Here is a 16,727-nt window from a genome sequence, read left to right on the forward strand (position 1 = left end):
TGGAGCGTCGCCAGTTGCTGCTTCCTCAAACGTGAGCACGGGTGTGCAAGCGTTTGCGTATGGAAGCACCTACGGCGCTCAGCCTCGCATAGTTAACTTGTGACGTAGCTTGCATTTGATGATCTACCAACGTTCGTTGGGACCAAGGCAACTTGAGGTTATATGGTCAAGCCGCACGGATCATTAGTATCAGTTAGCTCAATACATTGCTGTACTTACACACCTGACCTATCAACCACGTAGTCTACATGGTTCCTTTAGGGGGCTTGTGCCCCGGGAAGTCTCATCTTGAGGCGCGCTTCCCGCTTAGATGCTTTCAGCGGTTATCGCTTCCGAACATAGCTACCCGGCAATGCCACTGGCGTGACAACCGGAACACCAGAGGTTCGTCCACTCCGGTCCTCTCGTACTAGGAGCAGCCCCTCTCAAACTTCCAACGCCCATGGCAGATAGGGACCGAACTGTCTCACGACGTTCTGAACCCAGCTCGCGTACCACTTTAAATGGCGAACAGCCATACCCTTGGGACCGACTACAGCCCCAGGATGTGATGAGCCGACATCGAGGTGCCAAACACCGCCGTCGATATGAACTCTTGGGCGGTATCAGCCTGTTATCCCCGGAGTACCTTTTATCCGTTGAGCGATGGCCCTTCCATACAGAACCACCGGATCACTAAGACCTACTTTCGTACCTGCTTGATCCGTCGATCTTGCAGTCAAGCACGCTTATGCCTTTGCACACAGTGCGCGATGTCCGACCGCGCTGAGCGTACCTTCGTGCTCCTCCGTTACTCTTTAGGAGGAGACCGCCCCAGTCAAACTACCCACCATACACGGTCCCTGATCCGGATAACGGATCTAGGTTAGAACGTCAAGCACGACAGGGTGGTATTTCAAGGATGGCTCCACTGCAGCTAGCGCCACAGTTTCATAGCCTCCCACCTATCCTACACAGACGAACTCAACGTTCAGTGTAAAGCTATAGTAAAGGTTCACGGGGTCTTTCCGTCTTGCCACGGGAACGCTGCATCTTCACAGCGATTTCAATTTCACTGAGTCTCGGGTGGAGACAGCGCCGCTGTCGTTACGCCATTCGTGCAGGTCGGAACTTACCCGACAAGGAATTTCGCTACCTTAGGACCGTTATAGTTACGGCCGCCGTTTACTGGGGCTTCGATCAAGAGCTTCGCCTTGCGGCTGACCCCATCAATTAACCTTCCAGCACCGGGCAGGCGTCACACCCTATACGTCCACTTTCGTGTTTGCAGAGTGCTGTGTTTTTGATAAACAGTCGCAGCGGCCTGGTTTCTGCGACCCTCTTCAGCTATAGCTCGCACGAGCCACCAAAAAGGGTGCACCTTCTCCCGAAGTTACGGTGCCATGTTGCCTAGTTCCTTCACCCGAGTTCTCTCAAGCGCCTGAGAATTCTCATCCTACCCACCTGTGTCGGTTTACGGTACGGTCTTCGTGAGCTGAAGCTTAGGAGCTTTTCCTGGAAGCGTGGTATCAGTGACTTCGCCATAAAGGCTCGTCTCGGTGCTCGGTCTTAAAGGATCCCGGATTTGCCAAAGATCCAAACCTACCGCCTTTCCCCGGGACAACCAACGCCCGGTACACCTAACCTTCTCCGTCCCTCCATCGCACTCACGCGAGGTGCAGGAATATTAACCTGCTTCCCATCGACTACGGCTTTCGCCCTCGCCTTAGGGACCGACTAACCCTGCGTCGATTAACGTTGCGCAAGGAAACCTTGGGCTTTCGGCGTGCGGGCTTTTCACCCGCATTATCGTTACTCATGTCAGCATTCGCACTTCCGATACCTCCAGCAGACTTCTCAATCCACCTTCGCAGGCTTACGGAACGCTCCTCTACCGCGCATAAAACAAGTTTTATGCACCCCAAGCTTCGGTTCACTGCTTAGCCCCGTTAAATCTTCCGCGCAGACCGACTCGACCAGTGAGCTATTACGCTTTCTTTAAAGGGTGGCTGCTTCTAAGCCAACCTCCTGGCTGTCTATGCCTTTCCACATCGTTTTCCACTTAGCAGTGAATTTGGGACCTTAGCTGTGGGTCTGGGTTGTTTCCCTTTTCACGACGGACGTTAGCACCCGCCGTGTGTCTCCCGGATAGTACGTACTGGTATTCGGAGTTTGCAATGGTTTGGTAAGTCGCGATGACCCCCTAGCCATAACAGTGCTCTACCCCCAGTAGTATTCGTCCGAGGCGCTACCTAAATAGCTTTCGAGGAGAACCAGCTATCTCCGGGTTCGATTAGCTTTTCACTCCTAATCACAGCTCATCCCCGTCTTTTGCAACAGACGTGGGTTCGGGCCTCCAGTACCTGTTACGGCACCTTCACCCTGGCCATGACTAGATCACCCGGTTTCGGGTCTACTGCCCGCGACTATGCGCCCTTATCAGACTCGGTTTCCCTTCGCCTCCCCTATACGGTTAAGCTTGCCACGAACAGTAAGTCGCTGACCCATTATACAAAAGGTACGCAGTCACTCTTGCGAGCTCCTACTGCTTGTACGCACACGGTTTCAGGATCTATTTCACTCCCCTCTCCGGGGTTCTTTTCGCCTTTCCCTCACGGTACTGGTTCACTATCGGTCGGTCAGGAGTATTTAGCCTTGGAGGATGGTCCCCCCATATTCAGACAGGGTTTCACGTGCCCCGCCCTACTCGTCTTCACTGGAGTGGCCCTTTTAAATACAGGGCTATCACCTTCTATGGCCAATCTTTCCAGATTGTTTTTCTAAAGCCATTCCAGCTTAAGGGCTGTTCCCCGTTCGCTCGTCACTACTTAGGGAATCTCGGTTGATTTCTTTTCCTCCGGTTACTTAGATATTTCAGTTCACCGGGTTCGCTTCCAGCAGCTATGAATTCACTGCAGGATACTGCCGAAGCAGTGGGTTTCCCCATTCGGACATTGCCGGATCAAAGCTTGTTGCCAGCTCCCCGACACTTTTCGCAGGCTACCACGTCCTTCATCGCCTCTGACCGCCTAGGCATCCACCGTGTGCGCTTATTCGCTTGACCATATAACCCCAAGTTGCCTCAGGGTCACATGCCGTGTTGTGTGGGGTACAAAGCCACCAACGCGAACATACGACTCAATTTACTTAGGGACTCGAAGTCCCCGCCTTAGCCTCAACGACACGTTTAGATAGATATCTCAAACGCTCGCTACGTCACAAGTTATAAAAGAACACGTACCAGCCTCAACGCTGATCCGTATAAATTCTTAAGTGTGCACTACATTCAGAGTGGTGGGTCTGGGTAGACTCGAACTACCGACCTCACCCTTATCAGGGGTGCGCTCTAACCACCTGAGCTACAGACCCGAAGTCTTTTCACTCAATATGGTGGAGCCTGTCGGGATCGAACCGACGACCCCCTGCTTGCAAAGCAGGTGCTCTCCCAGCTGAGCTAAGGCCCCAAAAGGGACTTCGCATACCGACCTGTGCCGGTATGAATCTCTGAATGCAGGTAATTTGTGAGGACGCCCGCAAGACGATGACGTCATGCTCAAAAGGAGGTGATCCAGCCGCACCTTCCGATACGGCTACCTTGTTACGACTTCACCCCAGTCATCGGCCACACCGTGGCAAGCGCCCTCCCGAAGGTTAAGCTACCTGCTTCTGGTGCAACAAACTCCCATGGTGTGACGGGCGGTGTGTACAAGGCCCGGGAACGTATTCACCGCAGCAATGCTGATCTGCGATTACTAGCGATTCCGACTTCATGGAGTCGAGTTGCAGACTCCAATCCGGACTGAGATAGGGTTTCTGGGATTGGCTTGCCCTCGCGGGTTTGCAGCCCTCTGTCCCTACCATTGTAGTACGTGTGTAGCCCTGGTCGTAAGGGCCATGATGACTTGACGTCATCCCCACCTTCCTCCGGTTTGTCACCGGCGGTCTCCTTAGAGTTCCCACCATTACGTGCTGGCAACTAAGGACAAGGGTTGCGCTCGTTGCGGGACTTAACCCAACATCTCACGACACGAGCTGACGACAGCCATGCAGCACCTGTCTCACGGTTCCCGAAGGCACCAATCCATCTCTGGAAAGTTCCGTGGATGTCAAGACCAGGTAAGGTTCTTCGCGTTGCATCGAATTAAACCACATACTCCACCGCTTGTGCGGGCCCCCGTCAATTCCTTTGAGTTTCAGTCTTGCGACCGTACTCCCCAGGCGGCGAACTTAACGCGTTAGCTTCGATACTGCGTGCCAAATTGCACCCAACATCCAGTTCGCATCGTTTAGGGCGTGGACTACCAGGGTATCTAATCCTGTTTGCTCCCCACGCTTTCGTGCCTCAGTGTCAGTGTTGGTCCAGGTAGCCGCCTTCGCCACGGATGTTCCTCCCGATCTCTACGCATTTCACTGCTACACCGGGAATTCCGCTACCCTCTACCACACTCTAGTGACCCAGTATCCACTGCAATTCCCAGGTTGAGCCCAGGGCTTTCACAACAGACTTAAACCACCACCTACGCACGCTTTACGCCCAGTAATTCCGAGTAACGCTTGCACCCTTCGTATTACCGCGGCTGCTGGCACGAAGTTAGCCGGTGCTTATTCTTTGGGTACCGTCAGAACAATCGGGTATTAACCGACTGCTTTTCTTTCCCAACAAAAGGGCTTTACAACCCGAAGGCCTTCTTCACCCACGCGGCATGGCTGGATCAGGCTTGCGCCCATTGTCCAATATTCCCCACTGCTGCCTCCCGTAGGAGTCTGGACCGTGTCTCAGTTCCAGTGTGGCTGATCATCCTCTCAGACCAGCTACGGATCGTCGCCTTGGTGGGCCTTTACCCCGCCAACTAGCTAATCCGACATCGGCTCATTCAATCGCGCGAAGCCCGAAGGTCCTCCGCTTTCACCCGTAGGTCGTATGCGGTATTAGCGTAAGTTTCCCTACGTTATCCCCCACGAAAGAGTAGATTCCGATGTATTCCTCACCCGTCCGCCACTCGCCACCCATAAGAGCAAGCTCTTACTGTGCTGCCGTTCGACTTGCATGTGTTAGGCCTGCCGCCAGCGTTCACTCTGAGCCAGGATCAAACTCTTCACTTAAAATTACAGACCCGAAGGTCAATACTCTTAGCTGCAGAAGTTCAACCACTGACAACTTATCGCTTGCAAAGCAATTAATATGTTGCTTTTTGATTAAACGTCTGCAAGATGGACAATCATCCTTCCTGCAGGCGTCCGCACAAATTACCTGCGCACACTGTCAAAGAACATTGGGAAGTGGCCTCAGCGCCGTTCCCGTCAGCTTCGTCGTTTCCGTCGAAGCGAGCCGCCCATTATAGCGGACTTTTTCTTGCCGTCAACACCTCAATCTCAGGTGGTTGACGCTGCTTCGTGTCGACCCGAAGGTTTTCTGCGAAGCGAGCCGGCCATATTAGCAGGCTTTTCATCCTCGTCAACCCCTCGTGAAGAGGAGGTTGCCGCTGCCGCACTTCACTCTGCCGAAGCAGCTTTCCGTGTAGCGAGCCGACCATCATAGCCGGGTTTTGCGTTTCGTCAATACCTTGTCGGTGTTTTCGAAACCCCTCGTTCGTTGCTGCGGTGCTTGGAGAAGCGCCGCCGTCCTGAGCGAGGTTGCGCAGTTTAGCGAGCCTGTGCAGAAGCGCAAGCACTTTTTGACACTGGCATGACATCGCCCTGGTTTGGGTGGCAGACAAGCCCACCGCCGGCTCACGTCTCAACGCAGATTCATAGCAATAGATAAGACGGGCAGTGGCGATCACCTTCTTGGTCACTGCCCCGGGGCTACCCCTGGGCGGGGTCGGCGCGGCGTTCCGGGGGCTGATGGCCGGCACGCTGAGGGTGCTGGCGCTGCGGCCGCAGCCTTCGGCGTAATGCGGCCCTGCCTGCCGCCGCTGGCAGGTGGGCGCCGCTTATTCGGGGTCGCGCAGTTGCAGCAGCCAATGCGCAGTGGCGCCGCTGGGGCTGGGCAACGGTTCAAGATGGAACTGGCGATAGACCGGCGGGCCATGCTGGGTGCGCAGCGGCAAGGTGACGTAGGCGGCACGCCCCACGCGCAGGGCGTCCTCGAACACCTCGACCCGGGCTTTGGCGGCATCGTCGGCCAGCAGCGCGAGAATGTCGCAACCGATCAGCTCGGCGACCTCGGTCTGGCTCAGCTCGGCGAACGCCGGGTTGACGAACATCAGCCGGTGCGCGCTGCTGTGCAGGCCACGCTCGATGATGGCCACGCCGTCGCGCAGGCGCGACAGCGAGGCTTCGAGCAAGCTGAAGTCCTGCTGGAAGCGCTTGCGCTCCATCAGTTCGATCAACACCCGCAGGCTACGGGCCGATTCCAGATGCAGCGGCGACCACCGGAGCGCGCGGCCGCAGACGGTTTGCTGCCATAGGTCGAAGCTCTTGCGCGGCGACAACCGCGAGTTGGGAATGTCCGCCAGCTTGGCCAGCTGCGGGTTGCCGGCCCATTTGATCTGTTGCACCTGCTCGCGGCGGGTCCACAGCAGGGCGCTGCGCGATTGCGGCATCAGCGGGACGAAGATGAAGCCAGCCGCCAACGGCGCCAGATCGGCCAACTCCGGAAAGACCTCGCCGATGGCATCCACATGCAGGGCACCCACCGCATCCTCGCGCAGGGCCTTGTGATGCCTGGATTCGACGTGGTCGCGGATCCGCCGCAGCGCCTCGACATCCGGCGCATTGCCATGGCGGCTGATCTCGCTGCCATGGAAGATGGCCACGCCGTCGGCATCCACCACGTCCATCAGATCCGGTGCCATGTCGGCCAGCATCTCGACGGTCATCTGATCGGCATCGTTGAAATCGGTAATCAGCTTTTCGCGGATGGTCAGCAGCACCGATTCCAGCCGCGCACGCGCCACCGCCTGCAACGCACCGATGCGCCCGGCCAGCGCGCGAGTGACCGCATCGGTGGCATCGCGCATGGCGTGGCTGGTGAAGTGCGGGCTGTAGTGGTGGCAGGCAATCAGCCCCCACAGCGCGTCATTGACGACGATGGAGGACACCAGCGTGGCGGTGACGCCCATGTTGGCCAAGTATTCCAGATGCACCGGCGAGACGCTGCGCAGGCTGACATCGCTCAGGTCCACCGGGGTGCCCAGGCGCGGATGCAGGGTGGGCTGGATCGGCGACGGCTGATAGCCGACATCGGCGATCTGGCGCACGCGGTTGCGCAGGTACAGCGCGCGCGCCTGCGCGGGGATGTCGCTGGCTGGGTAATGCAGGCCCAGGTAAGCCTCCAGCTCGGGCTGGCGGGCTTCGGCGATGACGTCGCCGTTCCACTCTTCGTCGAAGCGGTAGACCATCACCCGGTCGAAGCCGATCATGCTGCGCAGACCCTTGGCCGCGCGCACGGCGGCTTCGGCGATGCCGGGGTCGCGCTCGATGCTGCGCAATAGCGGCAACGCCTCGCGCAGGGTGACGTCCATCAGGCGCGCGTCGCGCGGCTCGATCTCGACCAGCCATTGCTCCGGATACAGATGCCAGCCAGCCACCCAGGCATGTTCGGGCGGCGTGGCACGCGCGGGGAAACGCACTTCGGCATGCAGCAGGTGCTGCGCTTGTTCGTCCACCGCGAAGGGCTGCGCCTCGGGCACCTCCAGCACCTGGGTGTAGGGCATGCCCAGCAGCGATTCCAACGGCACGCCGAGCAGATCGGCGGCGGTGCTGCTGGCCTGCACGATGCGGCCATCGGCCGGCTCGATCACCAACAGCGCGCCGTAGGGTTGGATCAGGCCGGGGATGTGGATCGGTTCGCGCGCGCACTCATCCATATCCAGGGGTTCGGTGGTCTGGGTCACGCGTGTGGCTCCGCTGCGAGGCAGGTATGGAAGTGAGTGAACATGGCCTGTGCGCCTTCAATGGCGGCCGCGCGCGCGCGCGGCGAGTCCAGGCGATGGTCGAGTACGCTCTGGAAACGGCACCAGCCTGCAGGATCTTCGTCTGCCAGCTCGAAATATTGCAAGGCACCGGCCAATGCGGGGCGATGGCGGCGCAGGTGGCGGGCGATTACCCGGCCGCCCAGCTGCGATCCTTCGATCACGTACAGCATGCCCCAGCGCGCGGCATCGTCGTCGCTGGCCGGCGGTGGCAGCGGCGCATCCGGTGCCTGCGCGAGCGTGTAGAGATCCGCGCTCAGGGCCGGCACGCGACGACGATAGGGCCAGCCGCTACCAACCAGGGTGTTCAACCAGTCGCTCAGGCGCTCTTCGAAGCCGGCCAGCAAGGCATGGTGCCGGCGCAGGACCGTGGCATACCCATTGCGGTCGATCTGCCCGTGGCCGAGCGCCTGCATCAGCGGCACCGCCTCGACCAGACGGTGCGTGTCCTGGGTGGCATCGCGCAGCGCGCGTGCGGCCGATGATGGAACCGCCTGGGTGTCCAAACGCATAAAAAGTCGAGGCAGTGCCGCAGCACGGAAGACGCCAGCCTAGCAGCGCAGACGCAAATCAGAAAAAGCAGGCGCAAGCGCCGGATGAATCCGTTGCCATCAACGCCCCTCCACAGCGGCCGGGCTCTGCGGGCGGCCGGCACGTGCCCACGCCATCGCCCAACCGACGGCCAGTAACACGCCGGCCAGCAGCCAGGGTGCGCCGGGCAGATGCAGGGACGTGCCCTGGCTGATGAACCAGGCGAACACATTGGCGAACAGCAACGGCCCGACGATGCCGGCCAGGCTGATTAAGCTGGTCAACGCACCCTGCACGCGGCCTTGCGCGTCGGCGCCGACTTCGCGGGTGATGAGTGCTTGCGCCGCCGGGCCGGCGACGGCCCACAACGCACTGATCGGAATCCCGATCAGAAACATGCGGCCGCTGTCGGCCAAGCCATAGACGACAAAGCCGATCACCCCGCAGCCCAGGCCAAGCAGCAGCGCGCGGCGTTCGCCCAGCCAGCGCACCAGCCGACCGACCAGGGCCACGTTGACGAGGATGCTGCACACCCCCACCCCGGCCAGGACCCAGCTCACTTCGCGCGGACCCCAGTGGTATTGGTAGCCGGCGAACAGCACGAAGATGCTGGGGTAGACGTAGTGCGCCAGGTTGGCCAGGAACACCACCGAGGCCAGGCCGAACACCTGCCGGTAGCGTCGCAGCAGCCTGAGCGCGCCAAGCGGATTGGCATGCGACCATTCCAGCCGCGCGGTACGACGGTCGGCGGGGAGCGATTCGGGCAGTACGAAGAACCCGTACAGGACATTCACCAGCGACAGCCCGGCAGCAAACCAGAACGGCCAGCGCAGGCCGATGCTGCCCAGCCAACCGCCGATCAGCGGACCGGCGACGAAACCGATTCCGAACGCCGCGCCCAGCAGGCCGAATGCGCCCGCCCGCTTGTCGGCCGGGGTGACGTCGGCAATGTAGGCGGTGGCGGTGGAAAGACTGGCAGAACACACGCCGGAGATCACCCGCGCCAGCAGCAACATCGGCAGGCTGTGGGCGATGGCCATCAAAATAAAGTCCAGGCCCAGGCCCAGGCACGACAGCAGGATCACCGGGCGGCGGCCGAAACGGTCGGAGAGCGCGCCCTGCAGTGGCGAACAGACGAACTGGATGGACGCGAACAGGAAGCCGAACCAGCCGATCCAGCCAGCGGCCACCACGTAGTCGCCCCCAGTGAAATGCCGCACCAGATCCGGTAGCACCGGGATGATGACGCCGAAGGACAGCACGTCGATCAGCACGGTGATGAAGATGAAGATCAGTGCAGCGCGGCGCCGGCCCGGGACTGCAGCGGAATCGGGTGGGAGGGTCATCGCGCAGACCGGGAAGGATGAGGCCGGCAGTGTAGCTGTGGATGAGAGGCAGATGCCGGCGGGGATGTAGCCGCTGGGCTGGGTGGTGTCTTGTGCTGGGTGCTTGGGTTGGCTGTGGCCCTCATCCGCCCTTCGGGCACCTTCTCCCGCAAGCGGGAGAAGGGAGTCGGAAGTGGCCTTGCTCCCGCAGGCGGGAGAAGGGAGTGAGCGGGAGAGGGGCATCTGCGGCGCCTTATTCGACGCTGATGGTCTGGGTCAGGGTGTGGCTGGTGCCGGGGGCAAGGTCGATCACGTCCGGGCCGGCATTGGCCGCTTCCAGGCAGACGTAGTCGCGCCAGCCCTCGCCCACGTCGGCCATCTTCTTGCCGGCGTCCTCGCCCGGGTTCCAGGCCACCAGCGAGCGGCTGCCTTCGGTGGCGATGACGATCCGACGGGCGAGGACCGGGTCGGTAAGCGTGTAGCGGCCGCCGGCGTTGACGTAGATGCGGTCACTGCGGCCGGGATCGCGCGGGTCGCGCAGGTGCCAGTCGCCTTGCTGGCGGTGGGTGGTGGCGTAGTGTTCGTACTTGTCCAGGTAGTCCAGGCCGTCCAGGCCCTGCACGCTGACCTTCAGGGCATCGCCGACGCGGAAATAGGTGTGCAGCGCCTGGGTGAAGCGCACCGGGGCGTTGCTGGTGTTGTCGGTCGTCAGGCGCTGCTGCACGGTGCGGCCGATATGCAGCGTCATGCGCAGGCGCAAGGCCAGGTCGTCGAAGGTCGGCGGAGCCAGCGTGAGCACCACGCTGCCGTCGTCTTCGCGGTGGCTGTCGATGAGCTGCCACGGCACGGTGCGCACGAAGCCGTGCGCGGGGACTTCGCCGGTCTGGTCCTGGCGGCCGAAGTACGGCCAGCACACCGGGGCGCCGCCACGGATCGGGGTGGGCGGTTGCTTGGCGATGGGCGACAGCCACAGCACGTCCTGCCCGCCCTTGGGCACGAACGAGAGCAGCTGACCGCCGAACAGGCTGATGGCGGCGGTGGAGAACGGGGTGTCGATCAGCAGCGAGGGGAAGCCGTGGAAGTCGCCTGTGGTTAGGCCGGTGGTGTCGGACATGGGGGATGCCTTGTGGACGATGGGAGATTGGGCGAATGCGGGATAAGCGGCCGGCAGTTTGAAGGCGGTGCCGCGCACGGCCGCCAGGCCGGTGAGCGGTGGGGCGGCACGCAGGGCGGTGAGGATGCGCTGGCCGGGGCGGCCGTCGGCCGGCTGCAGGCCCAGGCGGGTCTGCTCGACCTGGATGGCGCGGCGGGTGGCGCTGCCGACCATGCCGTCGGCCTCGCCGATCTGGTGGCCGCGGGCGAGCAACAACTGTTGCAGCGCGCGGCGTTCCGGGCGGCCCAGGCCGGGGTCGTCGGTGGGCCAGGCCACCGCCAGGCCAGGGCCGCCACGCAGGCGGTCGGCCAGCAGCGCGATCGACAGCGCATAGCTTTCGGCGGCGTTGTAGGCGTAGATCGCGTCGTAGTTGCGGAACACCAGGAACGCCGGGCCGGCGGCGCCGGCCGGCAGCAGCAAGGCGGCGGGTGTCTCGGCCGGCAGCCCGCTCGGGGCGAGCGGTTGGCCATCGGTGCCGAGCAGACCGCTCTTTTGCCAGGCCTGGAACGGCTGGCGGCGGGTGCGGCCGGCCTTGCTGGCGTCGAAGCCGGGCGGCAGGCGCACCTCCATGCCCCAGGGGCGGGCGCGCTCCCAGCCGGCCTTGACTAGGTAGTTGGCGGTGGAGGCGAGCGCGTCGGGAATGCTGGCGACCAGGTCGCGGTGGCCGTCGCCGTCGCCATCGACCGCGATGCGCGCGTAGGTCGAGGGCATGAACTGGGTCTGCCCGAAGGCACCGGCCCAGGAGCCGGTCAAGCCCTCCGGCGACAGGTCGCCTTGCTGCAACAAACCGAGCAAGGCGATCAATTCGCCGCGGAAGAATGGCTGGCGGCGGCCGGCGCACGACAAGGTGGCCAGCGACACCAGCAGCGGGCGCTTGCCGGTGACCCGGCCATAGTCGCTCTCCACACCCCAGACCGCGACGATGGTGGCTGGGTCCACGCCGGTCTGCCCGGACAACCGGGTCAACAGCGCGCGGTGGGTGAGCAACATGGCCTGGCCGTCGCTGACCCGCTGGCTATCCACCAGGCTGGCCAGGTAGTCCCAGATGGGGGTGGTGAACTCCGGTTGCGCGTCCAGCAGCGGCAGCACGCTGGGGTCCGGAGCCAGGCCAGCGGTGAAGCGCTGGAAGCTGGCGGCATCCACGCCCTTGGCGGCGGCCTGGGTCTGCAGCCCGGCCAGGCAACGGTCGAAGACCGCATCGGCCCAGGCGACGGCAGGCAGCAAGGCGATCAACAGCGGTAACGCGCGCCGTGTCGGCGTCATGGCCGGGGGGCCGGCGGGTGCATGGAGGTCATGCGGTGCGGCACTCCTGTTGGCGGCAAGTCGGTGGGCGAGGATAGCCAACCTGGCCGGGCGCGGGCGTGCAGGCCGGTGGCGATGGCGGCGCGCTGCGCAGGTCGCGCGCGCCTGCTGCGGGCCGTTGGCGCAGCAGCAAGCTGCACACCGTTGGCCGAGCGTGGCACGGCGGCAGGCAGTGGCACGGCGGTTGCCCGCGCTGCGGGGCCGGCGGGCAGTGGTCGAACGGCCAGCGCGGCAGCGGCCCGCCGTTCTGCCGCACGCGGCGAGGTTTGTTGCGCGGGCTGGCCCGACCACGGCGGTCAGCCCGCACGGGTGCGCTGCCCGCGTGACCTCGGTTGGATAGCTTTGCTGCGCTGCATTGCGCCAAACTGGTGAATTCTTCTGGTTCTTCGAGGTCCGCATGTCGTCCTGGCTACGGCGCAAATCCATCGATCAGGTCACCGTGCACGAGGCCGGCCGGCAACTGGTCCGCAGCCTGAGCTGGCCGCACCTGATTGCGCTCGGCATCGGCGCCATCGTCGGTACCGGCATCTACACCCTGATCGGCGTGGGCGCCGACAAGGCCGGCCCGGCGGTGCTGTTGTCATTCGTGGCCGCCGGCATCGTCTGCGCCTGCGCGGCACTGGCGTATGCAGAGATGGCCACGATGATGCCGGCCGCCGGCAGCGCCTATACCTACAGCTACACCGCGCTGGGCGAGAGCATCGCCTGGGTGGTGGGCTGGAGCCTGGTGCTGGAATATTCGCTGGTGGTCAGCACGGTGGCGGTGGGCTGGTCCGGCTACTTCGTCGGCTTCCTGCAATGGCTGGGGGTGGAGCTGCCACAGTCGCTGATTGCCGGGCCGCATGCCGGCGGCATCGTGAACCTGCCGGCGGTGGTCATCACCTTCCTGGTCGCCGGCATGCTGATGGCCGGCACCAAAGAGAGCGCCACGCTCAACGCGGTGCTGGTAGTGCTGAAGATCATCGCGCTGGGCGTATTCGTGGCGATTGCCTTGCCGGCCTTCGACAGCGCGCACCTGCAGCCGTTTATGCCGTACGGCTTCTCCAAGGCGATGGGGCCCGATGGCGTGGAGCGCGGGGTGATGGCGGCGGCGGCGATCATCTTCTTCGCGTTCTATGGCTTCGACGCCATTTCCACTGCGGCCGAAGAGACCAAGAACCCCGGGCGCGATCTGTCGATCGGCATCGTTGGCTCGATGATCGGCTGCACGCTGATCTACGTGCTGGTGGCACTGGCGGCGGTCGGGGCGATGAGCTTCAGCGTGTTCGGCAAGAGTCCCGAGCCGCTGGCGCTGATCCTGCGCGAGCTAGGCCACGGCAAGGCGGCGTTGGTGATTGGTGCGGTGGCGATCATTGCATTGCCGACGGTGCTGCTGGCGTTCCTGTATGGGCAGAGCCGGATCTTCTTCGTGATGTCGCGCGACGGGCTGTTGCCGCGCGGCTTGTCCAGGGTCAATGCGCGCACCGGCACGCCGGTGGCGATCACCCTGTTCACGGCGGTGCTGGTGGCGGCATTGGCAGGCGTGGCGCGGCTGGACGAGATTGCCGCGTTGGCCAACGCCGGCACGTTGGCAGCGTTCACGGCGGTGGCCGCGTGCCTGTTGGTGCTGCGCGTGCGCGAGCCTGGCCGTGCGCGGGCGTTCCGCACGCCGCTGGCCTGGGTGGTGGGGCCGGTGGCGATCCTGGGCTGTCTGTATCTGTTCTGGAGCCTGCCCAGCAAGACGCAGGGGTGGTTCCTGCTGTGGAACGCGCTGGGCGTGGTGGTGTATCTGGTGTATGGACGGCGCAATAGCCGGTTGAATCAGGCGAAGTGAGGCGTTTTCGAGAGGACGCTTCCAGCTGGATTGCGCGATGCTGACCAATCCCTTCTCCCCCCTGCATGGGGGAGAAGGTGGCCCGAAGGGCCGGATGAGGGGACGGGCGAAGCCTCGTGTCATCCACCTTGGTCAGTGGCTTTGCCGCGTACCCTCACCCCAACCCCTCTCCCGAGGGGAGAGGGGCTCCAGCAGCGAATACGGTCACTGCGCCGCTGCAGGTGTGGCGCAGAACGAGGTCGGCAACGCATCCGCCTGGGTGCCCCAGCCTTGCGTGGGTGCCTGCTCGGTGAGCGCAAACGACAACGTGCCACCCTGCTGCAACTGCGCCCAATCCAGGAACACCTGCGGCTGCGGTTTGCCGTTGAGACGCACGCCTTGCACGTATTGCAACGCGCGGCCGCTGGCGCCGGGGGCGTCGATGCGCAGGCGCTTGCCATTGCCCAGGTCCAGCGTGGCGCGCTTGAAGCGCGGGGTGTGCAGCAGGAATTGGCCGCTGCCCGGTACCGCCGGATACAGGCCCAAAGCGCTGAACAGGTACCAGGCCGACATGGTGCCGAGGTCGTCGTTGCCGGTGACGCCATTGGGCGCGTTGGTGAACAACTGCTGCGCGGCACGCACCACGGTGGCGGTCTTCCACGGCTGGCCGATCAGCGTATACATCCACGGCACATGCAGGTCCGGCTCGTTGTTGGGGTTGTAGCGGTACTGGTTGTAATAGCTGTACGGGCCGACCACCCAGTGCGTGCGTGCGCCATTGAGCGGGTCCTTGAGCAGGTCGTCGTAGGCGAAGAAGGTGTCCAGGCGTTTGCCTGCCTGTTCGGTGCCGTGCATGGCCTGCAGCATGCCGGGGATGTCCTGTTGCACCAGCCACTGGTATTGCCAGGCGGTGCCTTCATGGAAGCCGTGCTGCGAGCGTGGGCTGTACTGGTCGTTGGACGGTGCGTACCAGCTGCCGTCTTCCAGACGCGGACGCGGGAAGCCGGCAAATCCGGTGTCGGCATCGCGCACGGTGGCATCCCAGACCTTGTGCCAGTTGCTGCCGCGCGCGCGCAGCTGCGTGCTGTCGTCGGCATGGCCCAGGGCGTGGGCCATCTGCGCCAGCGCGCAATCGGCCAGCGCGTATTCCAGCGTGGCCGAGCCGCCGTGGTGCGGGTCCACGTCCATGCCCTTGGAGGGAAACGCGCGGTCGTATTGCACGAAGCCATTGGCGAGATAATGCGCATTGCCCGATCGCCCGGAATGCCGCGAGTTGATCGGCGGTTGGCCGAAGGCGTTCTGGCGGAGCGCGGCGTAGGCCTCGGCCTCGCGGCCCTGCAGCGCGCCGAAGCGCCATAGATCGACCAGGAACGGAGTGACCGGGTCGCCGGTCATGATGTTGGTATCAAAGTTGGCATAGCCCCAGCGCGGCAGCCAACCACCCTGCTGGTGGATGGCCAGCAACGAGCGGCCGATATCGCGCGCGCGCTGCGGGCGCAGCAAGGCCAGCAACTGGTTCTGCGAGCGATAGGTGTCCCACAGCGAAAAATATTCGTAGTAGGTCCAACCCTCGGCGCGGTGGATGGCATCGTCGTAGCCGCGATAGCGTCCATCGGCATCGCTGCCGGTGAGCGGTTGCAACAGCGCGTGGTAAAGCGCGGTATAGGCCACGCTGCGGTCATCTTTGGTGGCGCCCTCCAGCTGCAGGCTGGCCAGTTCGGTGCGCCAGACCTGCTGCGCGCGCTGGCGCATCTGCTCCAGGCTCAGCAGTGTGCCGCCCTGCATGCCGTCGGCGCGCAGATTGGTGCGGGCGCCTTCGGCATCCACGTGCGAAATGGCGCTGACCACGGTCACCGCCCGCGCGTGCTTGTCCTTGCCCAGTGGAAAGCTGAGCCAGGCGCCATTGGGTTTGAGTTCGCCGCCCATGCCGTGACGCGCGCCGGGCACGCCGCCGTCTTCGCCCCAGATGCCGTGCGCGGTGAACGGGCGGTCGAATTCCAGCCGGAACCAGGTGGTGTATTCGTGGCCGCCGCAAAAACTCTGCGTGACCAGCTTGCCTTCGACCACGCGGTCGCCGACCAGCTGCACCTGGCTGCCGATCACCACATGGCGGTCGTTGGCCTGGGCCACGTTGATGAGCACATGGCCGGTGTCGGCGCCGGGCGCGAAGGTGTAGCGCTCGGCGGCGGCGCGGGTGAGCGCGCTGGCCTCGGCGTCGATGCCGCCGTAGTCGGTGAGCCGCACCTTGTAGTAGCCGGCCTGCCCCACTTCGCCGGCGTGCGTATAGCGCGCCGCATAACGTTTCTGGTCGAAGGTCTTGGCATCACCCGTGTCAAAGTCGCCACCGGGGCCGATGCGGCCGGTGACCGGCAACACCGAGACCTGCCCGCCCTGCTCCCAGCAGCCGGCACCGGACAGGAACGAGTGCCCGAAGCCGCGGATGCTGGGGTCGTCGTAGCGCCAGCCGGCGTAGTGCGCGCCGATCGGGCTGACCTGGATCAGGCCGAACGGGGCAGACGCGCCGGGGAAGGTATTGCCATCGTCTTTGCTGCCGATGAAAGTGTTGACCTGCGCCGGGTCCTGCGCGGCCAGCGGTGGCGCAATCACCATGCCCAGCAGACACAGGCTGGCGGCGGCGCGGCGCCACAGCGGGACGCCGGATGCAGGAAACAACGAACGATCGGATGCAACGGCAGAACGCATGCAGGACACCTCAAGGGAGCGGGCGG

General features: G+C 63.3%; 6 protein-coding genes, 2 tRNA genes and 2 rRNA genes. 1 reads left to right on the forward strand and 9 read right to left on the reverse strand.

Going from position 1 to position 16,727, the window contains the following annotated elements; translation table 11 throughout:
- Positions 1–162: 162 nt before the first annotated feature.
- From ACCQ13_RS20285 to ACCQ13_RS20320, 8 genes are all read right to left on the reverse strand, one after another.
- Positions 163–3,043: ribosomal RNA gene (locus tag ACCQ13_RS20285) — 23S ribosomal RNA — on the reverse strand.
- Between the two features lie 228 nt (positions 3,044–3,271).
- Positions 3,272–3,348, reverse strand: a tRNA-Ile gene (locus ACCQ13_RS20290).
- A 19-nt stretch (positions 3,349–3,367) separates the two neighbouring features.
- Positions 3,368–3,443: transfer RNA gene (locus ACCQ13_RS20295), tRNA-Ala, on the reverse strand.
- Positions 3,444–3,535: 92 nt separating this feature from the next.
- Positions 3,536–5,082 (reverse strand): 16S ribosomal RNA (locus ACCQ13_RS20300).
- The 16S and 23S rRNA genes sit together here with 2 tRNA genes alongside, the layout of an rRNA operon.
- 830 nt (positions 5,083–5,912) lie before the next feature.
- On the reverse strand, positions 5,913–7,817 hold the full coding sequence (gene bphP, locus ACCQ13_RS20305; protein WP_104603281.1) for a bacteriophytochrome BphP: 1,905 nt from the start codon (positions 7,815–7,817) through the stop codon (positions 5,913–5,915).
- Positions 7,814–8,407 (reverse strand): biliverdin-producing heme oxygenase, encoded by a 594-nt coding sequence (locus ACCQ13_RS20310; RefSeq protein ID WP_274392023.1) that lies wholly within the window; start codon positions 8,405–8,407, stop codon positions 7,814–7,816. Before ACCQ13_RS20310 ends, bphP begins: the two co-directional genes overlap by 4 nt.
- Before the next feature lie 99 nt (positions 8,408–8,506).
- A complete protein-coding gene (locus tag ACCQ13_RS20315; protein WP_159407879.1) occupies positions 8,507–9,772 on the reverse strand; it encodes a TCR/Tet family MFS transporter in 1,266 nt (421 codons plus the stop codon).
- 232 nt (positions 9,773–10,004) lie between these two features.
- Positions 10,005–12,167 (reverse strand): lytic murein transglycosylase, encoded by a 2,163-nt coding sequence (locus ACCQ13_RS20320; protein WP_159407880.1) that lies wholly within the window; start codon positions 12,165–12,167, stop codon positions 10,005–10,007.
- A 436-nt stretch (positions 12,168–12,603) separates the two neighbouring features.
- On the opposite strand from ACCQ13_RS20320, the gene ACCQ13_RS20325 reads away from it, so the two are divergent.
- Positions 12,604–14,019: an amino acid permease gene (locus ACCQ13_RS20325; protein ID WP_104603356.1), complete on the forward strand. Its 1,416-nt coding sequence runs from the start codon at positions 12,604–12,606 to the stop codon at positions 14,017–14,019.
- 204 nt (positions 14,020–14,223) lie between these two features.
- Here the strand turns inward: ACCQ13_RS20325 and ACCQ13_RS20330 are convergent, their stop codons facing one another.
- Positions 14,224–16,701 (reverse strand): GH92 family glycosyl hydrolase, encoded by a 2,478-nt coding sequence (locus ACCQ13_RS20330; RefSeq protein ID WP_104603285.1) that lies wholly within the window; start codon positions 16,699–16,701, stop codon positions 14,224–14,226.
- Positions 16,702–16,727 lie beyond the last annotated feature (26 nt).

It is taken from the genome of Xanthomonas sp. NCPPB 1638, assembly GCF_041475635.2.
Lineage (GTDB): Bacteria > Pseudomonadota > Gammaproteobacteria > Xanthomonadales > Xanthomonadaceae > Xanthomonas > Xanthomonas cucurbitae.

What these genes read in the sequence shown, in the direction of transcription:
- ACCQ13_RS20310 (WP_274392023.1), bottom strand. Translation starts at nt 8,407, where the DNA reads ATGCGTTTGGACACCCAGGCGGTTCCATCATCGGCCGCACGCGCGCTG.
- ACCQ13_RS20320 (WP_159407880.1), bottom strand. Translation starts at nt 12,167, where the DNA reads ATGACGCCGACACGGCGCGCGTTACCGCTGTTGATCGCCTTGCTGCCT.
- ACCQ13_RS20315 (WP_159407879.1), bottom strand. Translation starts at nt 9,772, where the DNA reads ATGACCCTCCCACCCGATTCCGCTGCAGTCCCGGGCCGGCGCCGCGCT.
- ACCQ13_RS20325 (WP_104603356.1), top strand. Translation starts at nt 12,604, where the DNA reads ATGTCGTCCTGGCTACGGCGCAAATCCATCGATCAGGTCACCGTGCAC.
- ACCQ13_RS20330 (WP_104603285.1), bottom strand. Translation starts at nt 16,701, where the DNA reads ATGCGTTCTGCCGTTGCATCCGATCGTTCGTTGTTTCCTGCATCCGGC.